Raw genomic sequence first — 25,072 nt, 5'->3', positions numbered from 1 at the left:
CGGGCGTACTACCCACTGTTCCGCAACGCCGTGGCCAACCCGTTCATGGTGAGCTGAATCCCCCGCCGCACTCGCGGCACGTCGTCGCCGGCCCGGAAGCGGCGTAGCAGTTCCACCTGCAGTAGGTTGAGCGGCTCGAGATACGGGAAGCGGTTGTAGACGGATCGTTTCAGCGCGGAGTTGTCGGCGAGCAGGTCCTCGGTGCCGGTGATCTTCGAATACATGGCGATGGTGCGCTCGTGCTCCTCGACGATCATGCCGAACACGGTGTCGCGCAACTCCACATCCTCGACGAGCTGGGCGTAGCGGTGCGCGAGTCCCATGTCGGACTTGGCGAGCACCTGCGCCATGTTCGACATGACGGTCCGGAAGAACGGCCACTTCTCGTAGTAGCGCTGCAGGGTTTCCAGCCGCGCCGCGTCGTCGCCGATCCACTCCTCAAACGCCGAGCCGGTGCCGTACCAGCCGGGCAGCATGACGCGGGATTGTGTCCAGGACAGCACCCACGGAATCGCGCGGAGGTCGGAGATCTTCTCGGTCTGTTTGCGGGAGGCGGGACGGCTGCCGATGTTGAGCGCACCGATCTCCGAGAGCGGGGTCGATGAGGTGAAATACTCGACGAATCCCGGGGTTTCGTGCACCAACCGACTGTAGGCAGCGCGGGCCAACGCCGCGATCTCGTCCATGTTGGTGTACGCGTCGTCGGATTCGTCGCCGAGACCTTCTACATCGAGCAGCGACGACTCGATGGTCGCGGCCAGCAGCGTCTCCAGATTGCGTTCGGCAAGAACGGGTTCGGCGTACTTGGCGGCGATGATCTCACCCTGCTCGGTGATCCGCAGCGAGCCCTGCACCGCGCCCGGCGGCTGCGCGAGGATCGCGTCATAGCTCGGACCACCGCCGCGGCCGACGGTACCGCCGCGACCGTGGAAGAGCCGCAACCGGATTCCGGCCTTCTCCGCTGCCTCCACCAGGTCGAGTTCACCGCGGTACAGCGCCCAGTTGGCCGCCATGTAGCCGCCGTCCTTGTTGGAGTCCGAGTAGCCGAGCATCACTTCCTGCATGCCGGCCTGGCTGTCGACCAGATCGCGGTAGAGCGGGATGTCGAGCGCGGCGAGCAGCGTCTCGGCGCCCTGCTGCAGATCCTCGATGGTCTCGAAGAGCGGCACGATCCGCACCGTCGACGACACTGTGCCGGTCTCACCGTCGACCTCGATGAGTCCGGCCTCCTTGAGCAGGATCATCGGTTCGAGCATGTCCGACACTGACGTACACATGCTGATGATGTAGTTCGGTACTGACTGCGGACCGAACTTCGCGATCGCCCCGGCAGCCGCCCGGACGATGTTGAGTTCCTTGGTGGCCAGCTCGGAAAGTTCCGCGTCCGGCCGGGTCAGCGGCCGCCGCGCGGTCAGCTCCGTGGTGAGGATCTCCACGCGCTGCGCCTCGTCGAGCGAAGCATAGTCCGGATGCACGCCGGCCCACGCGAGCAACTCCGCGACGACCTCCTCGTGCATGTCCGAGTTCTGCCGCATGTCCAGACCGGACAGGTGAAAACCGAAGGTACGCACCGATTCCCGCAGCGTGAGCAACCGGTCGTCGGCGATGATGTCGTCGTGGGTGGACCGCAGACCTGCGTCGACGACGTCGAGGTCGGCGAGCAACTCGTCGGCGCTGAGGTAGGCCTCCGCGCCGTCGAGCAGGAACAGGTCGGACGCCTTCATCACTTCTGGGCCGAAGAGGTCGGTCGCGGTCGCGACCAGCCGGGACCGGATGTGGCGCAACGCAACCCGGAAGGGTTCGTCGCCCTTCGGGTCATCCGGGGACACCCCGGCGAGTTCATAGATGGCGTCGTCGGACTCCATCAGCCGCGACGACATGCTCAGTTCCTCGGCGAGCAGATGCAGTTGGGTCAGGTGGTGGCCGACCGCGGTGCGCGCGGCGAGGGTGGTCGCCAATTCGACGACCTCGTCGGTGACGTAGGGGTTGCCGTCACGGTCGCCGCCGATCCATGATCCCATCCGCAGCATCGGGTCCTTGGTGAATCCCGCGTCCGGATAGGCCGCGGTGAGCGTGTGCCGCACCCCGGTGTTGATCTTCGGTACCACCGCGAAGAACGAGGCGTCGTAATATCGCAGCCCGGAACGGATTTCGTCCTGGATGGTGAGTCGTTCCAGACGGATCAGGGCGGTCTGCCACAGCGTCAGGATCTGTCGGCGCAGCCGGAGCAGCACCTCGGCGTCCTCCGCGTCGGTGAGTTCGGTGCGCTCGCGATACCGCAGCAGTTCGGTGATCCGGTTCTGCGCCTCGGAGACGGTACGCCGCCGGGTTTCGGTGGGATGGGCGGTGATCACCGGGACCACCGTGGCATCGGCGAGCGCCCGACCGACCTCGGCGTCGTCGAGATCTGCGGCAGCGAGTTTCGCGTACGTCGCTTCCAGGGTGCTGTCCTGAGGTGGGTCGCCGGCCCGCACGTGAATCGCGCGGCGCCGCTCGCGGTGCACGTCCTCGGCCAGGTTGGCCAGCAGCGCAAAGTTGGTGAAGGCCCGGATGACGGGCATGGCGACGTCGATGTCGAGGTCGGTGAACATGTCGGCCAGATCGTCGCGATCGATCTCGGCGCGACGCACCTTGAACGCGGCGATCCGCGCGTTCTCCACGATGTCGAAAACCTCATCGCCGGAATGCTCGCGGACCGTGTCGCCGAGCAGTCCGCCGAGCAGGCGGATGTCCTCGCGCAGCGGCTCGGTCAGGGCACGCCCTTCATCGTCGATGACGATGTGGTCGGCGATGGTCATGCTGGGACGCCAGGCAGGCGCCCCGACGTTGGGGATGGATTCCGGCGATATCGATTCGCTCATCCATCCAGTATCCCGGCATTCGCTGCCGGAAGCATCTCGAGCGGTGACGACTCGGCCCGCTCGCTACGCTCCCGGCGCCGGGCGCGGCTCAGCCCAGGCTGATGTCGAGCCCGACCGCGACAATCAGGATGAACCAGATGATGCCGACGAAGATCGTCAGGCGATCGAGGTTGCGCTCCACGACACTCGAGCCGGACAGGCTCGATTGCACACCACCGCCGAACAGCGACGACAGACCGCCGCCCTTACCGCGGTGCAGCAACACCAGCACCACCATCAGCACGCTGGTGATGATGATTCCGATGTCGAGTGCGAGCTTCACGTCGAGTCAGTCCTGTTCGGTCGTGGATAGGCAAAGTGGCAGGTCGCGCCGTACTCCCCAAGGGGAGCAGGCACAACCTGCCACAGTCTACGCGCCCTTCGACGGGGCTCAGGGATCGGGGGACGGGCTCAGGTAAACCAGCCCGTGGCTCGAGGAGCTCAAGGCAGGGGCCCACCCGCGGCAATCGCCGACAGGTTTGCGAACTCCTCCGATTTGAGCGACGCGCCGCCGACGAGAGCACCGTCGACGTCGGTCTTCCCGACGATGTCGCCGACGTTCTTGGCGTTGACCGAGCCGCCGTAGAGCACCCGCACCGAGTTGGCGGTGGCCTCGTCGGCGATCTCGGCGAGCGTCTTGCGGATGGCCCCGCACACCTCCTGCGCGTCGTCGGCGCTGGCCACGCGGCCGGTGCCGATCGCCCACACGGGTTCGTAGGCGATGACGACCTTGCCGATCTCCTCGGCACTCAGGCCCGCGAGCGATCCCTTGAGCTGCGTGACGTTGTAGTCGACGTGCTCACCGGCCTCGCGGATGTCGAGTCCCTCACCGATGCAGACGATCGGGGTGAGCCCGTGCTTGAGCGCAGCCTTGGTCTTGGCCAGCACCACCTCGTCGGTCTCCGCATGCATCGTGCGTCGCTCCGAGTGGCCGACGACCACGAAGGTGCAGCCCAGCTTGGCCAGGAATGCGCCGCTGATCTCGCCGGTGTAGGCACCCGAGTCGTGCTCGGACAGATCCTGGGCACCGTAGGTGACCAGGAGTTTGTCGCCGTCGACGACGGTCTGCACGCTGCGGATGTCGGTGAACGGTGGGATGACCGTGACGTCGACCTTCTCGAAGTACTTCGCCGGCAACGCGAACGCGATCTTCTGCACCAGGGCGATGGCCTCGAGGTGATTCAGATTCATCTTCCAGTTGCCCGCGATGAGCGGTTTGCGGCTCATGACTCCAGCACCTTCAGTCCGGGCAGTTCCTTGCCCTCCAGGTATTCCAGCGACGCACCGCCGCCGGTCGAGATGTGCGAGAAGCCGTCGTCCGGCAACCCCAGGGTGCGCACCGCGGCGGCGGAGTCACCGCCACCGACGACGGTGAACGCACCGTTGGCGGTGGTCGCGGCGATCGCCTCGGCCACCCCGCGGGTACCGGCGGCGAACTTCTCGAACTCGAACACGCCCGACGGCCCGTTCCAGAAGACGGTCTCGGCACCGGAGAGGACCGCGGCGAACCGCTTGACCGACTCCGGTCCGATGTCCAGACCCATCCAGCCGTCCGGGATCTCCTCGACCGGCACCGTCTTGGCCTCGGCGTCGGCGGCGAACTTGTCGGCCACCACCACGTCGACGGGCAGACGAATCACGTCGCCGAAGCGCTCCAGCAGATCCTTGCAGACATCGATCTGGTCTTCCTGCAGCAGCGAGGTACCCACCGAATGTCCTTGCGCGGCAAGGAAGGTGAACGCCATACCGCCGCCGATCACCAGGGTGTCGACCTTGGGTGCCAACGACTCGATGACCCCGAGCTTGTCCGAGACCTTCGATCCGCCGAGCACCACCGCGTACGGCCGCTTGACGTCGTGGGTGAGCTTGGCCAGCACGTCCACCTCGGCCGCGACGAGCTTGCCGGCGTAGTGCGGCAACAGCTTTGCGACGTCGTAGACCGACGCCTGCTTGCGGTGCACCACACCGAAGCCGTCCGAGACGAAAGCTCCGTCGTCGCCGACGAGTTCGACCAGCGCCTTGGCCAGCGATTCGCGTTCGGCCTCGTCCTTGGAGGTCTCGCGCGGGTCGAACCGCACGTTCTCCAGCAGTAGGACGTCACCGTCGGTCAGGCCCTCGGCGCGGGCGAGCGCGTCGGTGCCCACCACGTCGCCGGCGAGTTGGACGTTGCGGCCCAACTCTTCCGACAGTCGGGCGGCGACCGGCGCCAGCGAATATTTCGGATCCGGTTCACCCTTGGGTCGGCCCAGATGCGCGGTGATGATCACCTTGGCACCCGCGTCGATCAACGCGTTCAGCGTGGGCAGGGAGGCCAGGATGCGGCCCGGGTCGGTGATCGTGGTGCCGTCGAGCGGCACGTTGAAATCCGACCGGACCAGTACGCCCCGACCCGAAACGCCTTCGTCCAGAAGGTCTTTCAGTGTGGGTACAGCCATGCTCTGATCTGTCTCCTGTTCGGGTTGACGCGCGTCAGAGGGACTTGCCGACCAGACCGGTCAGGTCGACGAGACGGTTGGAGTAACCCCACTCGTTGTCGTACCAGGACACGGCCTTGACCTGGTTACCGATCACCTTGGTCAGCCCGGCATCGTAGAGCGACGAATGCGGGTCGGTGACGATGTCGCTCGACACGATCGGTGCGTCGTAGTACTTCAGGATGCCCTTGAGCGGACCCTCGGCGGCGGCCTTCATCGCCGCGTTGATCTCGTCCACGGTCGCGCTCTTCTCCAGCACCGCGGTCAGGTCGGTGACCGATCCGGTGGGGATCGGCACGCGCAGCGCGTAGCCGTCGAGCTTGCCCTTCAGTTCCGGGATGACCAGGGCGATCGCCTTGGCCGCACCGGTGGAGGTCGGGACGACGTTGATGGCCGCGGCGCGGGCGCGACGCAGATCCTTGTGCGGGCCGTCCTGCAGGTTCTGGTCCTGGGTGTAGGCGTGCACGGTGGTCATCAGACCGGAGACGATGCCGAACTCGTCGTTGAGCACCTTGGCGAACGGGCCGAGGCAGTTGGTGGTGCACGACGCGTTGGAGATGATGTTCTGGCTGCCGTCGTACTGATCGTCGTTGACGCCCATCACGATCGTGATGTCCTCGCCGCTGGCCGGCGCGGAGATGATGACCTTCTTGGCACCGGCGTCGAGGTGGCCCTTGGCCTTCTCGGCGGCGGTGAAGATACCGGTGGACTCCACCACGACGTCGACGCCGAGGTCGCCCCACGGCAGTGCGGCGGGTCCTTCGCGGACCTCGAGCGCCTTGATGCGCTGGTCACCGACGACGATGGAATCGCCGTCGACCGACACGTCCTGCGGCAGACGGCCGAGGATCGAGTCGAACTTGAGAAGGTGGGCAAGAGTCGCGTTGTCGGTCAGGTCGTTGACCGCGACGATCTCGATGTCGGTGGTGCCCAATGCTTTTTGTGCCTCAATGGCGCGGAAGAAGTTACGGCCGATCCGGCCGAATCCGTTGACGCCTACCCGAACAGTCACTGTTGCGCTCCTTAGCGGTTTCCTCATCGAGCTCTGCGGGGACGCGGCGCGCGTTCACTCGGTCGCGAACACGGCCACGGCACCCAACAGCCTAGTAGGACACGCCGCGACGGGTGCACGTAAGGGGTGAATGGGCTCGGGATGACCGCCCGCAGGTAAACCGCGGGTGAACTCTCTACTCGTCGTCGAGCAGATCGGTGGTGACCGCGGACTCGGTGTCCGGGATGCCCTCGGTGCGGGCCTTCTTGTCGGCCATCGACAACAGCCGGCGGATGCGGCCGGCGACGGCGTCCTTGGTCATCGGCGGGTCGGCGAGCTGTCCGAGCTCCTCCAGTGACGCCTGCCGATGGGTGACGCGCAGCTGCCCGGCCGCGACCAGATGGTCGGGGACCTCGTCGCCGAGGATCTCCAGGGCGCGTTCGACGCGGGCGGCCGCGGCGACCGCGGCTCGCGCCGAGCGACGCAGGTTGGCGTCGTCGAAGTTGGCCAGGCGGTTGGCGGTGGCGCGCACCTCGCGGCGCATCCGGCGTTCTTCCCACACGAGTCGCGTCTCGTGGGCACCCATCCGGGTGAGCAGCGCGCCGATGGCCTCCCCGTCGCGGATGACGACCCGATCGGCCCCGCGGACCTCACGCGCCTTGGCGGTCACGCCCAGCCGGCGGGCGGCACCGACCAGCGCGAGAGCTGCTTCGGGTCCGGGGCAGCTGACCTCGAGTGCCGAGGAGCGGCCGGGTTCGGTCAGCGAGCCGTGCGCCAGGAATGCCCCGCGCCAGGCGGCCTCGGCGTCGGCGACACTGCCGCCGACGACCTGGGCCGGCAGTCCGCGCACCGGGCGGCCGCGCAGATCGAGCAGCCCCGTCTGCCGCGCCAGTCCCTCGCCGTCCTTGGTGACCCGCACGATGTAGCGCGCCCCCTTGCGGATCCCGCCGCTGCGCAGCACGTGCACGTCGGAGCCGTAGCCGTAGAGGTCGAAGATCTCCCGGCGCAGCCGCCGAGCGACGTTGCCCATGTCGACCTCGGCCTCCACCACGACCCGACCGGCGACGATGTGCAATCCGCCGGCGAACCGGAGCAACGCGGACACCTCGGCCTTGCGGCAACTCACCTGCGTCACGGTGAGTCGGGAAAGTTCATCCTTGACGGCCGACGTCATCGCCACCGGTCCCTGCCCTCCTGTCACGAGCCCCCCACTCTACGAATCCTGCGCCCGGCCAGCGTATCGGCTCACTTCGCCATCGCACAGTTCTGCTACGACGGCGGCGATCTTCTCCGGGTCGTGCACGTGCTGACCGGGCACCGCCAGATCTCCGACGTGCAGTTGCGCACCGAACAGGTTCGCCGCGCGCACCACGTGCTCACGTTCCCGGCCGGCCGGCACCGACGCCTCGTCGACGAGGATGTCGTCGACGCGCAGCACATCGGCATGCGCGTGCAGCACGTGCAGGTGGCGTTCCACCGAAAAACCCGGCGTCTCCCCCAGCTCCGGCGCCAGGTTCACGAAAAGCATCTTGCGAGCCTTGGTGCGGCGCAACGCATTCAGCTGATCGGGCACGAGCACGTGCGGGATGACACTCGAGAACCACGAGCCCGGCCCGATGGTGACCAGGTCGGCGGCGAGAATCGCCTCGACGGCCGCGTCGCACGCCGGTGGCGTGGTCGGCAGCAGCCGCACCCGACGCACCTTACCCGGTGTCGTGGCGACCGCGACCTGCCCGCGGATGCAACGACTGATCCGCGGATCGGATTCCAGGCCGGACACGTCGGCCTCGATCTCGAGCGGCACCGTCGACATCGGCAACACCCGGCCGTCGATGTCGAAGACGTCGATGAGTTCGTCGAGGGCGGCGACCGGATCACCGGTCACCTCGGTCAGCCCGGCGAGCAGCAGGTTGCCGATCGGATGCCCGGCCAGCGCACCGCTGCCACCGAAGCGATGCTGGAAGGTCTCCGCCCAGCGCTGGTGTCCGGTGCGGTTGAGCCGGCCCGGCGCGGTGGACCGGTCCTCGAGCGCGGCCGGGGCACACATCAACGCCGACAACGCCATCCGCAGATCGCCGGGCGGGATGACGCCGAGTTCGGCGCGCAACCGGCCTGAGGACCCGCCGTCGTCGGCGACCGTGACGACCGCCGTGACGTCGGCACTCAGGTACCGCATCGCGGTCAGCGTGGCGTAGAGCCCGTGCCCGCCGCCGAGCGCCACGATGCGCCGCGGGGTGGCACCCGCGGTCACTCGCGCCCCAGATCCCGGTGCATCACCCGGACGTCGAAGCGCGCGGACCCCTCGTCGTCGGTCATCTCGCGCAGCCGTCGCCCGATCTCTTCGGAGACCGCGACGCTGCGATGCTTGCCACCGGTACAGCCGATGCTGATTGTCATGTAGCGCTTGCCTTCTCGTAGATACCCGGCGGCCACGACGTCGACGAGTTCGAGGTACAGGCGCACGAAGCGGTCGGCTTCGGCGGCCCCGAGGACGTAGTCACGCACGGCCGGCTCGCGACCATTGTGCTCCCGCAGTTCGGGCACCCAGTACGGATTGGGCAGAAATCGCATGTCGGCGACGAGGTCGGAGTCGATGGGCACGCCGTACTTGAAACCGAAGGACTGCACCACCACCGACAGCCGCCGGTCGTCGGAGTGCGGGTAGGCACCCTCGACGACCTCCCGCAGTTTGGCCGCGGTCAACGCCGACGTCTCGACCACCAGGTCGGCGGAACTCTTGATGGGCGCGAGGATGGTGCGCTCGGCCACGATTCCGTCGATGAGGGTGCCGTCCCCCTGTAGCGGGTGCCGGCGGCGCACCTGCTCGAAACGGCGCACCAGCACGTGATCGCTGGCGTCGAGGAACAGCACCTTGGTGATCGCCCCGGAGGCCTCCAGCGACGACGTCAACTCGTCCAACTGACTGCCGATGGATTCGTCGGAGGCCCGGATCACCATGGCCAGCCGGGAGATGGCCGGGTCGCTTTCCCGCACGAGGTCGACCATCGTGGAGATCAGTGTCGGCGGGACGTTGTCGGCGACGTACCAGCCGTCGTCCTCGAGCACGTTGGCCGCCGTCGACCGCCCGGCCCCCGACATCCCGGTGACGAACAACACCGTCAGATCACTCACCCCGTACCTCCATCGGTTGGGTTTCCTCGTCTGGGTTGAGCGCCGCCTGCACGGCGCGAGCGGTGGCCGCGCCGATCCCCGGCACTTCCGAGATGTCCTCGATCGACGCGTCCCGCAACCGCGCGACCGAACCGAAGTGGGTGACCAGCGCGGTGCGGCGAGTGCGGCCCAGGCCGGGTACCCCGTCGAGGACCGATTCGGTCATCCGTTTGCTGCGCTTGCTGCGGTGGAAGGTGATGGCGAACCGGTGGGCCTCGTCGCGGACCCGTTGCAGCAGGAACAGCGCCTCGCTGGTGCGGGGCAGGATCACCGGGTCGTCGTCGCCGGGCAGCCACACCTCTTCGAGGCGCTTGGCCAGCCCGACCACGGCGACATCGGTGACACCGAGCTCGTCGAGCACCTCGGCCGCCGCATGCACCTGCGGCGCACCGCCGTCGACGACGAAAAGGTTTGGTGGATAAGCGAATTTGCGGGCCTTCCCGGTCTCCGGGTCGGTCACCGGGGCTTCCGCGTCGGCGCGGTGGCGCAAGAATCGGCGGCGGGTGACCTCGGCGATGGACGCCACGTCGTCGGAGCGACCCTCGCCTGCGGCCTGCCGGATCGAGTAGTGCCGGTAATCCGACTTGCGCGCCAGACCGTCCTCGAACACCACCAGCGACGCGACCACGTCGGTGCCCTGCACGTGCGAGATGTCGATGCACTCGATGCGCAGCGGGGCCTGGTCGAGACCGAGCATCTCCTGCAGTTCGGTCAGCGCCGCCGAGCGGGTGGTGAGGTCACCGGCGCGACGAAGCTTGTGCTGCGCCAACGCTTCCGACGCGTTGCGTTCGACAGTCTCGAACAGCGCCTTCTTGTCGCCGCGCTGCGGCACCCGCAACGCCACCTTGCTGCCGCGCAGATCGGTGAGCCACTGGCCGAGGTCCTCGTGGTCGTCGGGCAGCGTCGGCACCAGCACCTCCCGCGGCACCGAGTCGTTGCGCACGCGTCCCTCGTCGACCGGCACCGTGGCGTCGAGGTCGACCTCGGCACCGTAGAACTGGGTGACGAACTGCGACACCTGCTCGCCGGGCGAGTCGTCGTCGGAGCGTTCGACGACCCAGCCGCGCTGGCCGCGCACGCGCCCGCCGCGCACGTGGAACACCTGCACCGACACCTCGAGTTCGTCGCCGACCATCGCGACCACGTCGGCGTCGGTGCCGTCGCCGAGGACCACCGCCTGCTTCTCCATGGCGCGGCGCATCGCGGAGATGTCGTCGCGTAGCCGGGCAGCCCGTTCGAAGTCCAATTCCTCGGCGGCGGTGGTCATGTCGCGCTCGAGTCGGCGGATCATCTGGTCGGTGCGGCCGGCCAGGAAGTCGCAGAAGTCCTCGACGATCTCGCGGTGCTCATCGGCACTGACCCGCCCGACACACGGCGCCGCGCACTTGTCGATGTAGCCGAGCAGGCACGGGCGGTCGATCTGTCGGTGGCGTTTGAATACGCCGGTCGAGCACGTGCGGGCGGGGAACACGCGGGTGAGCAGGTCGACCGTCTCCCGGATGGCCCACGCGTGGGCATACGGGCCGAAGTAGCGGACGCCGCGGCGGCGCGGGCCGCGGTAGACGAACAGCCGCGGGTACTCCTCGTTGAGGGTGACCGCGAGCACCGGGTAGCTCTTGTCGTCGCGGTAGCGGACGTTGAACCGCGGGTCGAACTCCTTGATCCAGTTGTATTCCAGCTGCAGCGCCTCGACCTCGGTGCCGACGACGGTCCACTCCACCGACGCGGCGGTGGTGACCATCTGGCGGGTCCGCGGATGCAGCGAGGCGAGATCGGCGAAGTAGGAGGTCAGGCGGGATCGCAGGTTCTTGGCCTTGCCGACGTAGATGACCCGCCGATGGCCGTCGCGGAATTTATAGACCCCCGGATCGGTCGGGATCGTCCCCGCGGCGGGACGGTAGGTAGTCGGATCGGCCACGCGTCCAGGCTAGTCGGTGGGTCCGACGCTCACGCAGACCCGCCGGACCCGTAGCGCTCTTCGAGCTCGCGGAAGTCGTTCATCGCGGTCACCGCCCGATCGGCGTCCCATGCCTGTACGGCGAGCACCGGAACGTGCTCGTCGGCCGGCAGCAACAGCCACGCCGACCACCCCTTGTCCGGATAGGTCAGACCTTCGACGCCGTCCCAGCCGAACAGCCGCTCGGAGACCAGGTTGCGGACCGATACGCCGGACGCCCCGACCCGCAGCCGGGGCCGGGTGAACAGCAGGATGGCGGCGGCCTCGACGATGCCGATGAGGATGATGGCGAACTGGTCACCCAGACCGATGTTCTGGGGTCCGGTGTCGGAGATGGTGAGCAGCGCACCGAACGTGATGTGGATCGCCAGGACCACCACCGCAGCGATCACGGCCAGTCGCCGTAGTCGCCGGGGCCGGTATTCGAGATCCCACTCCACGTCGGTGAGGGTACTCACCGCAATTCGCCTCGGGCGAGCGCCCGCAGGGTCAGTGCCGACGCGAGCGCGGCGGTGGTCGCCTGGGCACCCTTGTCCTCCTTGGATTCGGGCAGTCCGGCCCGCGCGATGGCCTGTTCCTCGGTCAGCGTGGTGAGTACGCCGTTGCCGACCGGGGTCGACTCGTCGAGGGAGACCCGAGTGAGGCCGGCGGTCACCGCGTCGCACACGTACTCGAAGTGCGGGGTCTCCCCCTTGATCACCACGCCGAGCGCGACGACGGCGTCGTGGTGCCGGGCCAGTGCCTGCACGATCACCGGTAGCTCGATGGCACCGGCCACCCGCACGACGGTGGGCTCGGTGACGCCACTCTCGGTGGCGGCCCGCAGCGCGCCGTCGAGCAGTGCGGTGCAGATGGTTTCGTGCCACTGCGACGCGACGATCGCCAACCGCAGTCCGCTCGCGTCGGCGAGATCGAGGGTCGGTTCGCCGTGTCCGCTCATGCCGGATCCCCCGGTGCCGTCTGCTCGAGGTCGTCGAGTCCGATCAGGTCGTGGCCCATTCGGTCGCGCTTGGTGCGCAGGTACCGCAGGTTCTCGGTGTTGGCGCGCACCGGCATCGCGACGCGGTCGACGATCTCCAGTCCGTAGCCGTCGAGGCCGACGCGTTTGGCCGGGTTGTTGGTGAGCAGCCGCATCGACTTCACGCCGAGGTCGACGAGGATCTGCGCGCCCAGGCCGTAGTCGCGGGAGTCGGCGGGCAGGCCGAGCTGCAGGTTGGCGTCGACGGTGTCGGAGCCGGAGTCCTGCAGCTGGTAGGCCTGCAGTTTGTGCAGCAGGCCGATGCCGCGGCCCTCGTGGCCACGCATGTAGAGGACCACACCGCGACCCTCGGCGTTGACCATCTCCATGGCCGCGTCGAGTTGCGGGCCGCAGTCGCAGCGCAGCGACCCGAAGACGTCGCCGGTCAGGCACTCCGAGTGCACGCGCACCAGGACGTCGTGGCCGTCCGATTCGGAGATGTCGCCCTTGACCAGCGCGACATGTTCGACGTCGTCGTAGATGCTGGTGTAGCCGACGGCCCGGAAATCGCCGTGGTTGGTGGGGATGCGGGCCTCGGCGACGCGGACGACGTGCTTCTCGTGGCGCCGGCGCCAGGAGATGAGGTCGGCGATGGAGATGAGCGCGAGGTCGTGGTCGTCGGCGAAGACCCGGAGTTCGTCGGTCTGGGCCATGTGGCCCTCGTCCTTCTGGCTGACGATCTCGCAGATGACGCCGGCGGGCGCGAATCCGGCGAGGCGGGCCAGGTCGACGGCGGCCTCGGTATGGCCGGGGCGACGCAGCACGCCACCCTCTTTGGCACGCAACGGCACGACGTGGCCGGGACGGGTGAAGTCCACGGCCGACGCCTCCGGATCCGCGAGCAGCCGCATGGTGGTGGCGCGGTCGGCGGCACTGATGCCGGTGCCGATGCCTTCACGGGCGTCGACGGTCACGGTGTAGGCGGTGCCGTGCTTGTCCTGGTTCATCGAGTACATCGGCGGCAGGCCGAGCCGGTCGCAGGCGTCGCCGTCGAGCGGCACGCACAGGTAGCCGGAGGTGTAGCGCACCATGAACGCGACGAGTTCCGGGGTGGCTTTCTCGGCCGCGAAGATGAGGTCGCCCTCGTTCTCGCGATCCTCGTCGTCGACCACCACGACCGCCTTGCCGGCGGCGATATCGGCGATCGCCCGCTCCACGGAATCGAAGTGCACTCCGGAATGTCCGTCACCCGCGCCCTGTGTGGGTGTGGTCTGACCCGTCATCTCGTCACCACCTGCTGTCGCTGTCGTCGTCATTGTTCTTACTCCACTGGTTGTCCGGGCCCGTTGTCGACCACCTGATCCCGCAGAACGGGATATAGACGTTCGACGTACTTGGCGATCACGTCGACCTCGAGGTTGACCAGGGTGCCGACCGTGGTGGTACCCAGATTGGTTTCGGCCAGGGTCGTCGGGATGAGGGATATCTCGAACCATTCGCCGTCGGTCGCGGTGCCGCCGAGTGCGGCCACGGTCAGCGAGATGCCGTCGACGGTGATCGAACCCTTCTCCACGATGTAGCGACTCAGCTTGTCGGGCACCGCGATTCGCACGACGGTCCAATTCTCCGACGGCGTGATCGAGGCGACGGTCCCGACGCCGTCGACGTGTCCCTGCACGATGTGTCCGCCGAAACGTCCGCCGGCGGCCATCGCGCGTTCCAGGTTGACCCGGCTGCCCGCGGCCAACGCGGCCAGCGAGCTGCGGTTGAGGGTTTCGGCCATGACGTCGACGGTGAACTCGTCGGGGCCCTGCTCGACGACGGTCAGACACACACCGTTGACGGCGATCGAGTCGCCGAATTTGGCGTCGCTGGTGACCAGCGGTCCGCGGACGGTGAGGCGAGCGGCATCCGGCAGGTCGTCGCGTGCGACGATCGTGCCGAGCTCTTCGACGATGCCGGTGAACACGTGCACTCCTCCAACTAGAAGCTCGGAGCACACCAGACGTCGATGCGACGTCTGCGTTCTCTCACATCCGGACTATGACCGTCGGCTCCGGATTCACACCGGATCTGCTTGTCCCTGCCAGGTGGCAGGCGCTCGCGGGCTCGACATCCGATATGGATCGGATCTCATCACCGCCGGTGGGGAATTGCACCCCGCCCCGAGAACTCTGTCATCGAAGTTAGCACGACCTGACCAGGTGGCGGGATTTCCTATCCCGCTGGGCTGGATTCGTCGGTGCGGAATCGGAGGAGGACGTCCTCACCCAGTTGCTCGACGCCGACGGTGCGGAAACGCCGTGCGTCGGCGAGGGTGGTCACGCCCGGCATGTCCACCGACGACGTGCCGGCACCCAGGATCATCGGCGCCAGGTACGCCTCGATCTCGTCGACCAGTCCGGCGGCGAGGAAGGCCCCGATGATCGACGGCCCGCCCTCGACGAGCACCCAGGTGGCGTCCGGCAGCGCCGCCAGCACGTCGGCCGGGTCGTGGGTGCGGATCTGGGCGAACGGCGCCACGGCGGTGTCGCGGATCTGCGCGGTGTCCGGAATATCTCTGTGGCCCATGATGATTCGCATCGGCTGATGGTCGGCGAGGGTACCGTCGGGGTGCCGGGCGGTCAGTGCCGGGTTGTCGCGGATGGCGGTTCCGGTACCGATGACGATGGCGTCGAGCTGTGCCCGTTGCCGGTGCACGCGGGCGCGGGAGTCGGGGCCGGTGATCCACTGGCTGGTGCCGTCGGGGGCGGCGATGCGACCGTCGAGGCCGGCGGCGATCTTGACGGTGACGAACGGCCGGCCGGTGCGTTGCCGGAACAGCCAGCCGCGCAGTGGGCCGTCGCGGGCCTCGTCGTCGAGGTGGCCGCCGATCACGCGGACGCCCGCGGCGCGGAGTCGGTCGGCGCCGCCGGACGCGGTCGGATTGGGGTCGCCGATGGCGTAGACGACCTGCGCGATGCCGCCGGCGATGAGTGCCTCGCTGCACGGTCCGGTGCGGCCGGTGTGGTTGCACGGTTCGAGGGTGACGACCGCGGTCGCGCCCCGGGCGGCGGCGCCGGCGTCGGCGAGCGCGACGATTTCGGCGTGCGGGCCGCCGGGCGGCTGGGTGTGCCCACGGCCCACGACGGCGCCGTCAGGCGCCACAATGACCGCGCCGACCGGCGGATTCGGGCTGGTGGCGCCGAGCGCCTTGCGTGACTCCTCGATGGCCGCCCGCATCGGGGCGTCGAACACGCCCGGGTCGGAAACCGCCGGGTCAGTGGGCATGGGGGCGTGCAGCAGCGGCCTGCGCCCGCAATCCCGCCACCGCGGCACCCGGATCCTCGGCACCGTAGACCGCGGACCCGGCGACGAAGCAGTCGATCCCGGCTTCGGCGGCCTCTTCGATGGTGTCGGTGTTGATACCACCGTCGATCTCGACGAGCAGCCGCAGCTCTTCGGCGTCGATGAACTTCCGGATCGCGCGTGCCTTCGCGAGGACCTCGGGGATGAACTTCTGCCCGCCGAAGCCGGGTTCGACGCTCATGATGAGCAGCGTGTCGAAGTCGCGGAGGATCTCCAGGTAGGGCTCGAGCGGGGTGCCCGGTTTAATGCTCAGCCCGGCTTTGGCGCCCGCGGCCCGGATGTCACGGCCGACGGCGATCGGATCGTCGGTGGCCTCGGCGTGGAAGGTGACGTTGTGTGCGCCCGCCTCGGCATACGGCGGTGCCCAGCGCTCGGGATTCTCGATCATCAGGTGGCAGTCGATCGGGATGTCGGTGGCCTTGAGCAGGCTCTCCACGATGGGCAGGCCCAGCGTCAGGTTGGGCACGAAGTGGGCGTCCATCACGTCGACGTGCAGCCAGTCGGCGCGCGTCGAGCCGTTATGTGAGACCGCGTCGGCCTCGGCGGCGAGGTTGGCGAAGTCGGCGGAGAGGATGGACGGGGCGATCATCGGGGCACCAGCGGGCTGCGACATGCCCCAGATTGTAGGGGTAGCGCGTCGCGGGGCCCGCCACCGCGGTTCAGCGCTTGCGCAACGCCGCCAGGAACATCGCATCCGTACCGTGCCGCGCCGGCCACAGCTGCACGTGCAGCGCGTCGTCGAGTTCGTCGGACGGCACCGGCACCAGGCCCCGCGCGTCGATCTGCTCGACGTCGGGATGAGCGGCGAGCACCGCGTCGATGACCTCGACCGTCTCCGCGGGATGCGGCGAACACGTCGAATAGACCACCACTCCCCCGGGTTTCACCAGTCGCAACGCCTCGGTGAGCATTTCCCGTTGCAGCACAACGAGTTCCACGACGTCGTCGGGGGTGCGACGCCACCGCGCCTCGGGACGACGGCGCAGGGATCCCAGACCGGTGCAGGGGGCGTCGAGCAGGATGCGGTCGAAGCCGGGCTCGAGGTCGCTCGCCCGCGCGTCGGCGACGTGCACGGTGACCGGCAGATCCCGCACGACCTTGCGGATCAGGTCGGCCCGGTGTTCGGCGACCTCGATCGCGTCGAGGTGGGCGCCGTCGATGTCGGCGATCGCGGCCACCAGTGCGGCCTTACCGCCGGGGCCTGCGCACATGTCCAGCCATCGGCCGCCGTCGTCGGCGACCTCGGCGACGGTCAGCGCCCGCCCGACGAGCTGACTGCCCTCGTCCTGCACGCCTGCGTACCCTTCGCGGATCGCATCGAGTTGCCCCGGGTCGCCGCCCGGCAGGTACACGCAGTACGGCGAATACCGGCCCACCTCACCCTCACTCGTCAACGCGAGTTCCTCGGCGGTGATCAGCCCGGGCCGGGCCACCAGATGCACCGGGGGCCGGTCGTCGTCGGCGGCGAGTTCGGCCTGCAGGCGGCCGGCGGAGTTGCCGAGTGCGTCGAAGAAGACCTGCGCGATCCACCGCGGGTGGGCGTAGCGGAAGGCCAGGTTGCCGATCAGGTCGTCGGCCATGGACGGGGCGAGCGCATCGACCCACAGGTCCTCGTCGCGCTGAGATACCTTGCGCAGCACCGCATTCACGAATCCGGAGGGACCCATCCCGAGTTCCGAGCGGGCGAGATCCACCGAGGTGGAGACCGCGGCGTGCGACCCGATGCGGGTGCGCAGCAACTGGTAGGTCCCCAGACGCAGCACGTCGAGGACCTGTCCGTCGATCTCGTCGACGGGGCGGTTGGCCGCCGCCTCGATGACCGCGTCGAGCAAACCTTGGGCGCGCGCCGCGCCGTAGGCCAGTTCGGTCGCCAGCGCCGCATCGCGACCGGTGATCCCGCGCTCCCGCAACATCTTCGGCAGCACGAGGTTGGCGTAGGCGTTGCGTTCGCGGACGGCGCGCAGGGTGTCGCGGGCGGCGGCGCGCGGCGCGTCGACCGCCTTGTCCCGGGTCATCGACCGCTTCATGCCAATACCGTCCCGTCGGCCAGTCGTGCACCGCGGGCCCAGTCAGCCGCGGGCATCTGCTTCTTTCCGGGCGGCTGCACCCAGCCCAGTCGGACCACGCCGCTCGACGTGCCGACGAACACCGCCTTCTTGGTCACCAGCAGCGCACCCGGCTCCGGCGCATCGGCCTCGCCCGGCACCTCGGCCGGGGTCACCGGCCCCACCTTGATCCGGGCATCCTCGAGGGTGGTCCAGGCGCCGGGCGCCGGGGTGTGCGCGCGGATACGGCGGTCGACGATGTGCCCAGGCAGATCCCAGCGGATGCGGGCGTCGTCGACGTCGACCTTGGGCGCGTGACTGACCCCGGCCGAGGACTGCGCGACCGGCGCCAGGGAACCGTCGTCGATGCCGTCGAGGGTCGAGACCAACAGGTGCGCTCCCGATTCGGCGAGTCGACCCAGTAGATCACCGCTGGTGTCGGTGGGTGCGATGGTCTCGGTGATCACACCGTAGACGGGTCCGGTGTCCAGGCCCTCCTCCAACAGGAAGGTGCTCGCACCGGTCACCTCGTCGCCGGCGGCGATCGCCGCCTGCACCGGTCCGGCGCCGCGCCAGGCGGGCAGCACCGAGAAGTGCAGGTTGATCCAGCCGTGGGTGGGCAATTCGAGCAGGCCGGGCGGGACCAGCCCGCCGTAGGCGACGACCGCCCCGCAATCCGGGCGCCACGACCGCAACCGGTCGAGCACGCCCGGGTCACCGAGTCGCCGCGGAGTGATGACCTCGATGCCGGCCTCGTCGGCCACCGTCGCGACGGGCGACCGCACCACGGTGCGTCCCCGGCCGGCGACGGTGTCGGGCCGCGAGATGACGCCGACGACCTCGTGCTGCGACGACGACAGCAGCAATCGCAGCGACGGCACCGCAACCTCGGGAGTTCCGGCGAAAACGACTCTCATGCGAACTCTTTCTACCCGATCGTTGGCGGGTCGACCTGCACTCGGATCGGCCCGGTCTCGTGATGTGTGTTGCGGCGCACCTGCCCGGCCGCCAGCGCCGACGCGAGTCCGCGCCCTTCCCGACGATCCACTCGCAGCAGGATGCGGTCGATCTCGCCATCGAAATCTCCCGCGGCGAATGGTCTGCGTACCCCCGGCGGCAGCGGCACCGGCCCGAGCTTCTCCGCGCCGTCGGGCAGGTCGAGAGCGTCGACGAAGGCCGAGATGGTGCTCAGGTCGCCGTCGACCGAGGCCATGGTGACCGCCGGCGGGAAACCCAGTTCGGCGCGCTGCGCGAGTTCCTGGGCGGCGAATCCCACGGGATCCCAGCGGATCAGTGCCTGCACCGGTGCCAGCCCGGCGTCGGCGACGATGACCAAGGTGCCGCCCGCCGACGCCGACGCCACCAGCGCGCCGACGGCCATCCAGCGGCGCACCGTGTCCTCGCCGGTGCGCAGATCGACACGGTCGAGTTGCGCCCAGGTGTCGAGGAGCACGGCCGCGCCGTAGCCGTCGGGGGCGAGCGGTTCGGCGCCCGGCGTCGCGACCACCACCCGCGCACCCGGCTCGAGAGCGTCGACGATCGATGAGCCGCCGGAGGTGACGACCGGTACCCCGGCGAATGCGCGGCCGAGTTCCTCCGCGGTGCGGCGTGCGCCGGTGGTCAGCGCCCGCACCTGGGTGCCGCCGCACTCCGCGCACCGGAATGACACCTCCGGACGCCCGCACCAGCGGCACGAAAGTCGTTGTTGCGCATCCAGTTCCAACGGTCCGCGACATTCCCGGCAGCGGGCATGGGTGCGGCAGCGCGCGCACGCCACCGATGGGATGTAGCCGCGGCGGGGCACGCTGAACAGCACCGGGCGTTCGGCGGCGAGTGCGGTGCGGGCGGCCTCGAAGGCCATCGCCGGAATGCGTGCCGACCGGGCCAGCGGGTCGTTGGCGACGCGACGATCCTCATCGGACAGTGCCACCACCCGCGCGGTCCGTGAGCGCACCGTGGCGCGGTCGGCGACCAGGTCGTGCGCCCACCCCGCGGTCACCAGTGAATGCGCCTCGGCGGTGCGGGAGAAGCCGCCGATCACCAGTGCACACTTTTCCTGGTGCGACCGCAGCACCGCCACCTCCCGCGGATGCGGATAGGGTGCGCGCGGTTCGACGAGGCTGTCGTCGCCGTCGTCCCAGATGACGATCAGTCCGAGGTCGTGGACCGGCGCGAACACCGCGCTGCGGGTCCCGAGGACGACGTCGGCGGCGCCGCGGCGGACAGCGAGCCACCGCCGATACCGGGCGGTGGGACCGAGGCCCGCGGCGAGGGTGACGCACCGGTCACCGAGCAGCGGCGCGCATGCGTCCTCGAGTCGCTCGAGATCCCGCTGATCGGGCACCACGACGACGACCCCGCGCCCGGCGGCCGCGGTGATCGCGGCGAGTTCGGCCAACCGCGCAGGCCAGTCCTCCCCCGCGGTCGCCTGCCAGACCGCGCGCGGGCTGTCCCCGGCGGTGAGCGCATGCCGGAACGATTCGGCCGCGGTGTAGGCGTGCCACCCGGCGACGTCGACCGGCGGCAGCAGATCGAACGGTGTCCGCGGCGGCGTCTCTTCCTTCTCGGTGCGGGCGTGCCGCGGCGGGATGGCGAGCCGGACGACGTCGGACATGGTGCCGGCGTACCGGTCGGCGACCGCGCGGCACAACGTCGCCAGTTCCGGCCCGAGGACCGGTTCCGGGGACACCACCCGGTCCAGCCAGCCGAGTTTGCCGGTGTGGTCGCTCTCCTCGACCCGGTCGAGCAGGAAGCCGTCGACGAGCCGACCGGAGAACCGAACCCGAACCCGCACACCGGGTTTCGCGTCGGCGTCCTGGTCGGCGTCGATCAGGTAGTCGAACGGCCGGTCGAGGTGGGCGAGGCCGAGCATCGGCAACACCTTGCCGATGGGCCGCGCCGCGGCGGCGGTGCGAGCGCTCAGAGTCCTGCGGCTGCCCGCAGCTTCTCCGCGCGGTCGGTGCGCTCCCACGGGAGATCGATGTCGGTGCGCCCGAAGTGGCCGTAGGCCGCTGTGGGTGCGTAGATCGGGCGCAGCAGGTCCAGGTCGCGGATGATCGCGCCGGGCCGCAGGTCGAAGGTCTCGGAGATGGCCTGCTGGATGATCGCCGGATCGACCTTTTCGGTGCCGAACGTCTCGACGAACAGACCGACGGGCGCGGACTTGCCGATCGCGTAGGCGACCTGCACCTCGATGCGCTTGGCGAGACCGGCGGCGACCGCGTTCTTCGCGACCCAGCGCATCGCGTAGGCGGCGCTGCGGTCGACCTTGGACGGGTCCTTGCCGGAGAAGGCGCCGCCGCCGTGGCGGGCCATGCCGCCGTAGGTGTCGACGATGATCTTGCGTCCGGTCAGGCCGGCATCACCCATGGGACCGCCGAGCACGAACTTGCCGGTCGGGTTGACCAGCAGCCGCACGTCGGAGGTGTCGAGCGGGTTCGGTAGGTCCAGCGACGCGAAGACCGGCTCGAGGACCTCCTTGCGGATGTCCGGGGTGAGCATGTTGTCGATGTCGATGTCGGCGGCGTGCTGGGTGGACACGACCACGGTGTCCAGGCGGACCGGCACGTCACCCTGGTATTCGATGGTGACCTGGGTCTTGCCGTCGGGCCGCAGGTACGGCAGCACGCCGGTCTTGCGCACCTCGGTGAGGCGCCGCGACAGGCGGTGGGCCAGCGAGATCGGCAGCGGCATCAGTTCGGGGGTCTCGTCGGTGGCGAAACCGAACATCAGGCCCTGGTCGCCGGCGCCCTGCTTGTCGATCTCGTCCTCGACGCCGCCGTAGCGGGTCTCGTGCGAGTCGGTGAGACCCTGCGCGATCTCCGGCGACTGCGCACCGATCGCCACGTTGACGCCGCAGGACGCCCCGTCGAAGCCCTTCGTGGACGAGTCGTAGCCGATCTCCAGGATCTTCTCGCGCACGATGGTCGGGATGTCGGCGTAGGCGACGGTGTTGACCTCACCCGCGACATGGACCTGACCGGTGGTCACCAGCGTCTCCACCGCGACCTTGGCGGCGGGATCGGCGGAGAGCAGTGCGTCGAGAATGGAGTCGCTGATCGCGTCGCAGATCTTGTCGGGATGCCCCTCGGTGACGGATTCGCTGGTGAACAGGCGTGACGCAGAGGTGGTCATCTGGTCCTCTCAGACTTGCTGCCCGATGTGGGCACGTGGCGATTCGTATCTAGCGGTGGCATTGATTGTCTCTACTGACCGGTGTTCGTGCACACCGGGGGTCCTCCCCGACCCGGGTCACCCTCTATCTGGGACCAATTCGCGGACTTCGTCAAGGATTCTGCTCGACATGAGTGTTTTCGAACCGAACGGGAGGGCGGTTTCGGTGCCGGTGGCCGACAGCAACCACCCGGTGTTGTCCTCGGTGCCGAACGCCTTGCCGTCGCCGACCGCGTTGACCACGAGCAGATCGCAGCCCTTGCGGCGGAACTTGGCGCGGCCGTGGTCGAGGACTCCCCCGGTTTCGTCGCCGGTTTCGGCGGCGAACCCGACGATGACGACCTCGGCCGGGATGCGACCGGCCTCGCGGGATTCGACGAGTCCGCGCAGGATGTCCGGGTTGGTGGTGAGTTCGATGGGAGCCGGACCCGCATCGCCCTTCTTGATCTTGGCGTCGGCCACGGAGATGGGCCGGAAGTCGGCAACCGCGGCGGCCATGATGACCACGTCGGCCTCGGCGGCCCGTTTGGTCATCTCGTCGGCGAGTTCGGTGGCGGTGGCCACCCGCACGATCTCCACGCCGGCCGGATCGCCGGGATCGGCGGTGGAGCCGGCCACGACGGTGACCGTCGCCCCGCGCTGGGCCGCGGCACGCGCGAGGGCGAAGCCTTGCTTGCCGGAGCTGTGGTTGCCGAGGAAGCGCACCGGGTCGAGCGGTTCGCGGGTGCCGCCGGCGCTGATGACGACGCGGACGCCCGCCAGGTCGTAGGGCAGGGCGTCGGCGCGATCGAGGAGCAGCTCGCCGAGCAGCGCGATCTCCTGCGGGTCGGGTAGCCGGCCCGGTCCGCTGTCGGTGCCGGTGAGGCGTCCCGACGCGGGCGTCATCACGGTGGTGCCGTGTGCGCGCAACGTCGCGACGTTGGCCTGGGTGGCCGGGTGCTCCCACATCTCGGTGTGCATGGCCGGTGCGAACAGCACCGGACATCGCACGGTGAGCAGAGATGCGGTGAGCAGATCGTCGGCGCGGCCGGCGGCGGCGCGGGCCATCAGATCGGCGGTGGCGGGTGCGATGACCACCAGGTCGGCCCCCTGACCGAGTCGCACGTGGGCGACCTGGTCGACGTCGTCGAAGACGTCAGTGCTGACCGGATTGCCGGACAGCGCCTCGAAAGTGGCGGCGCCGACGAACTTCAGCGCGGCCTGCGTGGGTACGACGCGGACGTCATGTCCGGACTCGGTGAAATGCCTGATGACCGAACACACCTTGTAGGCGGCGATGCCGCCGCCCACCCCGACCAGGATTCTGGACATCGCCGGGAGCCTGGTCCTATTCGCCCTCGGTGTGCTCGAGGAGATCGGAGTGGATCTCGCGCATCGCGATGGACAGCGGCTTCTCCTGCAGACCCGGCTCGACGAGAGGGCCGACGTACTCGAGGATGCCGTCGCCGAGCTGGTTGTAGTAGTCGTTGATCTGTCGTGCGCGCTTGGCCGCGTAGATGACCAATGCGTACTTCGACGAGGCGCGTTCGAGCAGTTCGTCGATGGGCGGATTGGTGATTCCCAGTGGGGTGTCGTACGCCGGGGCGTCGGCAATTTCGGTCAAATCGAAGTTGGTCTGGGTGCTCACGCAATCTCCTGTGGGTTTGATTCTGCCCGGTCGGTAATGGCCGCATCGGGTCCAACCAGCAAGGATACCAACTCGGAGGCCACCTGGTCGACTTCGTGGTTGACCAGCACGTGATCGAACTCGTCGGCGGCGGCCATTTCGGTGCGCGCGGTGTCGAGTCGCCGGGCGACGGCCTCGCTGTTTTCGGTGCCGCGGCCGGTCAATCGGGACACGAGTTCGTCCCAGCTCGGCGGGGCCAGGAACACGCCGATCGCCTCCGGCATCGCACGCAACACGTTGCGGGCACCGACCAGGTCGACCTCGACGAGAACCGGCAGACCGCGCTCGAGCGCGTCGACGACCGGGCCCCTCGGAGTGCCCGACCGCTGCAGACCACCGTGGATCTCTGCCCACTCGAGCAGCTCGTCGTCGGCGATCATGCGGTCGAACTCGTCGCCAGAGACGAAGAAATAGTCGCGGCCATCGACCTCTCCGGGCCGGGCCGCGCGGGTCGTCGCCGAGACGCTGAACCAGAGCTGCGGAACGAGCTGCCGGACGCGGGCGACGACGGTGGACTTACCCACGGCGGAGGGGCCGACCAGTACGACCAGTCGACCCCTCGCGTGGTGTTCGGTGTGCTCGATCAGGAGCTGAACTTCTCGAGCAGAGCCTTGCGCTGACGGTCGCCGAGACCGCGCAGGCGGCGCGTCGGGGCGATCTCCAGCTCGGTCATGATCTCCTGCGCCTTGACCTTGCCAACCTTCGGCAGGGCCTCGAGCAGGGCCGAGACCTTCATCTTGCCCAGGATCTCGTCGTTCTCGGCATCCTTGAGAACCTGCTGGAGATCGGTGCCGCCGCGCTTGAGGCGCTCTTTGAGCTCGGCGCGGGCCCGCCGAGCGGCAGCTGCCTTCTCCAACGCGGCAGCGCGCTGCTCGTCTGTCAACTGGGGAAGGGCCACGGGTTCCTCCGTCTTTCGTGTCTTCAACTGGACTGCCAGTACCGGCCTGGATGGCCGACGCTGGCGGTTGGTCGCGGTGCGACGTCGCCGAATGTGGCGGCGAAAGCGACCGTACCCACGTGAGCAGGCATTTGCGAGCGCCACCCCTGCAAAATCCGGGGATCCGGGTGTTGTAGCGTGCCGCTCGCCAAGAACCTAGCGGATCCCTCCGACAACTCTCGCGCGCAACCCTCTGACAACGTGTTATGTGAGGAAATCCCAGGTCAGGTGGGCCGTGATCTCTCCCACACGGAGTCGGGGGTTTGTCGACGACCAGAACCGGCCCTGACCGGCGCTGATACTCGTGTGACTGGAGTGATGGTCGCGGAATTTTCCAGAAAGTCTCTGGTGTCGCGCGTGTCGCGAGGTGCCGCGCCTGAATGAGGTCGCATGCGACCTCATCTCGATGTTGCGACGTCAGTTGAGCACGCGGAACCGAAATGAGGTCGCAC

General features: G+C 68.7%; 23 protein-coding genes and 1 riboswitch. All 23 genes read right to left on the bottom strand.

Translation table 11 applies throughout. The features are described 5' to 3' along the window. Positions 1–8: 8 nt before the first annotated feature. Positions 9–2,861, bottom strand: a complete 2,853-nt coding sequence (gene ppc, locus AAFP30_RS12535) for a phosphoenolpyruvate carboxylase (protein ID WP_419230253.1) — start codon at positions 2,859–2,861, stop codon at positions 9–11. A gap of 88 nt (positions 2,862–2,949) precedes the next feature. Beyond that, positions 2,950–3,183, bottom strand: coding sequence for a preprotein translocase subunit SecG (gene secG, locus AAFP30_RS12530; protein WP_419230252.1), 234 nt, complete (start codon positions 3,181–3,183; stop codon positions 2,950–2,952). A gap of 158 nt (positions 3,184–3,341) precedes the next feature. Beyond that, positions 3,342–4,127, bottom strand: coding sequence for a triose-phosphate isomerase (tpiA, locus tag AAFP30_RS12525; RefSeq protein WP_419230251.1), 786 nt, complete (start codon positions 4,125–4,127; stop codon positions 3,342–3,344). After that, positions 4,124–5,335 (bottom strand): phosphoglycerate kinase, encoded by a 1,212-nt coding sequence (locus tag AAFP30_RS12520; protein ID WP_419230250.1) that lies wholly within the window; start codon positions 5,333–5,335, stop codon positions 4,124–4,126. Before AAFP30_RS12520 ends, tpiA begins: the two co-directional genes overlap by 4 nt. Before the next feature lie 34 nt (positions 5,336–5,369). Beyond that, a complete protein-coding gene (gap, locus tag AAFP30_RS12515; protein WP_419230249.1) occupies positions 5,370–6,386 on the bottom strand; it encodes a type I glyceraldehyde-3-phosphate dehydrogenase in 1,017 nt (338 codons plus the stop codon). 175 nt (positions 6,387–6,561) lie between these two features. Further along, positions 6,562–7,539 carry a DNA-binding protein WhiA gene (whiA, locus tag AAFP30_RS12510; protein ID WP_419230714.1) on the bottom strand — a complete coding sequence of 326 codons (978 nt, stop codon included), beginning with the start codon at positions 7,537–7,539 and terminating at the stop codon, positions 6,562–6,564. Between the two features lie 39 nt (positions 7,540–7,578). After that, a complete protein-coding gene (locus tag AAFP30_RS12505) occupies positions 7,579–8,541 on the bottom strand; it encodes a gluconeogenesis factor YvcK family protein (RefSeq protein WP_419230713.1) in 963 nt (320 codons plus the stop codon). Positions 8,542–8,612: 71 nt separating this feature from the next. After that, on the bottom strand, positions 8,613–9,497 hold the full coding sequence (gene rapZ, locus AAFP30_RS12500) for an RNase adapter RapZ (protein ID WP_419230248.1): 885 nt from the start codon (positions 9,495–9,497) through the stop codon (positions 8,613–8,615). After that, a complete protein-coding gene (gene uvrC / locus AAFP30_RS12495; RefSeq protein ID WP_419230247.1) occupies positions 9,490–11,454 on the bottom strand; it encodes an excinuclease ABC subunit UvrC in 1,965 nt (654 codons plus the stop codon). Before uvrC ends, rapZ begins: the two co-directional genes overlap by 8 nt. A gap of 29 nt (positions 11,455–11,483) precedes the next feature. Next, positions 11,484–11,951 carry a PH domain-containing protein gene (locus tag AAFP30_RS12490; protein WP_419230246.1) on the bottom strand — a complete coding sequence of 156 codons (468 nt, stop codon included), beginning with the start codon at positions 11,949–11,951 and terminating at the stop codon, positions 11,484–11,486. Beyond that, positions 11,948–12,433 carry a 6,7-dimethyl-8-ribityllumazine synthase gene (gene ribH, locus AAFP30_RS12485; protein WP_419230245.1) on the bottom strand — a complete coding sequence of 162 codons (486 nt, stop codon included), beginning with the start codon at positions 12,431–12,433 and terminating at the stop codon, positions 11,948–11,950. Before ribH ends, AAFP30_RS12490 begins: the two co-directional genes overlap by 4 nt. After that, positions 12,430–13,734, bottom strand: a complete 1,305-nt coding sequence (locus AAFP30_RS12480) for a bifunctional 3,4-dihydroxy-2-butanone-4-phosphate synthase/GTP cyclohydrolase II (protein ID WP_419230244.1) — start codon at positions 13,732–13,734, stop codon at positions 12,430–12,432. Before AAFP30_RS12480 ends, ribH begins: the two co-directional genes overlap by 4 nt. Before the next feature lie 38 nt (positions 13,735–13,772). Then, positions 13,773–14,420 (bottom strand): riboflavin synthase, encoded by a 648-nt coding sequence (locus AAFP30_RS12475; protein ID WP_419230243.1) that lies wholly within the window; start codon positions 14,418–14,420, stop codon positions 13,773–13,775. A gap of 51 nt (positions 14,421–14,471) precedes the next feature. Next, a riboswitch (FMN riboswitch) is annotated at positions 14,472–14,628 on the bottom strand. A gap of 40 nt (positions 14,629–14,668) precedes the next feature. Then, a complete protein-coding gene (gene ribD, locus AAFP30_RS12470; protein WP_419230242.1) occupies positions 14,669–15,721 on the bottom strand; it encodes a bifunctional diaminohydroxyphosphoribosylaminopyrimidine deaminase/5-amino-6-(5-phosphoribosylamino)uracil reductase RibD in 1,053 nt (350 codons plus the stop codon). Further along, a complete protein-coding gene (gene rpe / locus AAFP30_RS12465; protein ID WP_419230712.1) occupies positions 15,711–16,388 on the bottom strand; it encodes a ribulose-phosphate 3-epimerase in 678 nt (225 codons plus the stop codon). The genes ribD and rpe overlap by 11 nt, the downstream gene beginning before the upstream one ends. Positions 16,389–16,458: 70 nt before the next feature. Then, the gene (locus AAFP30_RS12460; protein WP_419230241.1) at positions 16,459–17,826 is read right to left on the bottom strand and encodes an RsmB/NOP family class I SAM-dependent RNA methyltransferase; all 1,368 of its coding nucleotides are present in this window, start codon (positions 17,824–17,826) and stop codon (positions 16,459–16,461) included. Continuing rightward, a complete protein-coding gene (gene fmt / locus AAFP30_RS12455; protein WP_419230240.1) occupies positions 17,823–18,761 on the bottom strand; it encodes a methionyl-tRNA formyltransferase in 939 nt (312 codons plus the stop codon). The genes AAFP30_RS12460 and fmt overlap by 4 nt, the downstream gene beginning before the upstream one ends. 11 nt (positions 18,762–18,772) lie before the next feature. Continuing rightward, positions 18,773–20,716, bottom strand: a complete 1,944-nt coding sequence (locus AAFP30_RS12450; RefSeq protein ID WP_419230711.1) for a primosomal protein N' — start codon at positions 20,714–20,716, stop codon at positions 18,773–18,775. Positions 20,717–20,763: 47 nt separating this feature from the next. Next, a complete protein-coding gene (metK, locus tag AAFP30_RS12445) occupies positions 20,764–21,978 on the bottom strand; it encodes a methionine adenosyltransferase (protein WP_419230239.1) in 1,215 nt (404 codons plus the stop codon). 117 nt (positions 21,979–22,095) lie between these two features. Continuing rightward, positions 22,096–23,328, bottom strand: a complete 1,233-nt coding sequence (coaBC, locus tag AAFP30_RS12440) for a bifunctional phosphopantothenoylcysteine decarboxylase/phosphopantothenate--cysteine ligase CoaBC (RefSeq protein WP_419230238.1) — start codon at positions 23,326–23,328, stop codon at positions 22,096–22,098. Between the two features lie 16 nt (positions 23,329–23,344). Then, positions 23,345–23,644, bottom strand: a complete 300-nt coding sequence (gene rpoZ, locus AAFP30_RS12435; protein WP_419230237.1) for a DNA-directed RNA polymerase subunit omega — start codon at positions 23,642–23,644, stop codon at positions 23,345–23,347. Continuing rightward, positions 23,641–24,267 carry a guanylate kinase gene (gene gmk / locus AAFP30_RS12430; RefSeq protein ID WP_419230710.1) on the bottom strand — a complete coding sequence of 209 codons (627 nt, stop codon included), beginning with the start codon at positions 24,265–24,267 and terminating at the stop codon, positions 23,641–23,643. Before gmk ends, rpoZ begins: the two co-directional genes overlap by 4 nt. After that, positions 24,267–24,581, bottom strand: a complete 315-nt coding sequence (gene mihF / locus AAFP30_RS12425; protein WP_129909290.1) for an integration host factor, actinobacterial type — start codon at positions 24,579–24,581, stop codon at positions 24,267–24,269. The genes gmk and mihF overlap by 1 nt, the downstream gene beginning before the upstream one ends. Positions 24,582–25,072: the final 491 nt, after the last annotated feature.

This window comes from Gordonia sp. CPCC 205515, from assembly GCF_048537925.1.
In the GTDB taxonomy this organism is placed as follows: Bacteria; Actinomycetota; Actinomycetes; order Mycobacteriales; family Mycobacteriaceae; genus Gordonia.
Note: the sequence above shows the minus strand (reverse complement) of the source record. Positions and strands in the feature narration are given on the sequence as shown.

Bases quoted from the DNA above. Each gene is read 5' to 3' on its own strand.
- rpe (WP_419230712.1), bottom strand. From the start codon at position 16,388: ATGATCGCCCCGTCCATCCTCTCCGCCGACTTCGCCAACCTCGCCGCC.
- AAFP30_RS12520 (WP_419230250.1), bottom strand. From the start codon at position 5,335: ATGGCTGTACCCACACTGAAAGACCTTCTGGACGAAGGCGTTTCGGGT.
- coaBC (WP_419230238.1), bottom strand. From the start codon at position 23,328: ATGTCCAGAATCCTGGTCGGGGTGGGCGGCGGCATCGCCGCCTACAAG.
- AAFP30_RS12480 (WP_419230244.1), bottom strand. From the start codon at position 13,734: ATGACGGGTCAGACCACACCCACACAGGGCGCGGGTGACGGACATTCC.
- whiA (WP_419230714.1), bottom strand. From the start codon at position 7,539: ATGACGTCGGCCGTCAAGGATGAACTTTCCCGACTCACCGTGACGCAG.
- ribD (WP_419230242.1), bottom strand. From the start codon at position 15,721: ATGCCCACTGACCCGGCGGTTTCCGACCCGGGCGTGTTCGACGCCCCG.
- ppc (WP_419230253.1), bottom strand. From the start codon at position 2,861: ATGAGCGAATCGATATCGCCGGAATCCATCCCCAACGTCGGGGCGCCT.
- AAFP30_RS12460 (WP_419230241.1), bottom strand. From the start codon at position 17,826: ATGAAGCGGTCGATGACCCGGGACAAGGCGGTCGACGCGCCGCGCGCC.
- AAFP30_RS12450 (WP_419230711.1), bottom strand. From the start codon at position 20,716: ATGCTCGGCCTCGCCCACCTCGACCGGCCGTTCGACTACCTGATCGAC.
- AAFP30_RS12505 (WP_419230713.1), bottom strand. From the start codon at position 8,541: ATGCGGTACCTGAGTGCCGACGTCACGGCGGTCGTCACGGTCGCCGAC.
- fmt (WP_419230240.1), bottom strand. From the start codon at position 18,761: ATGAGAGTCGTTTTCGCCGGAACTCCCGAGGTTGCGGTGCCGTCGCTG.
- ribH (WP_419230245.1), bottom strand. From the start codon at position 12,433: ATGAGCGGACACGGCGAACCGACCCTCGATCTCGCCGACGCGAGCGGA.
- tpiA (WP_419230251.1), bottom strand. From the start codon at position 4,127: ATGAGCCGCAAACCGCTCATCGCGGGCAACTGGAAGATGAATCTGAAT.
- metK (WP_419230239.1), bottom strand. From the start codon at position 21,978: ATGACCACCTCTGCGTCACGCCTGTTCACCAGCGAATCCGTCACCGAG.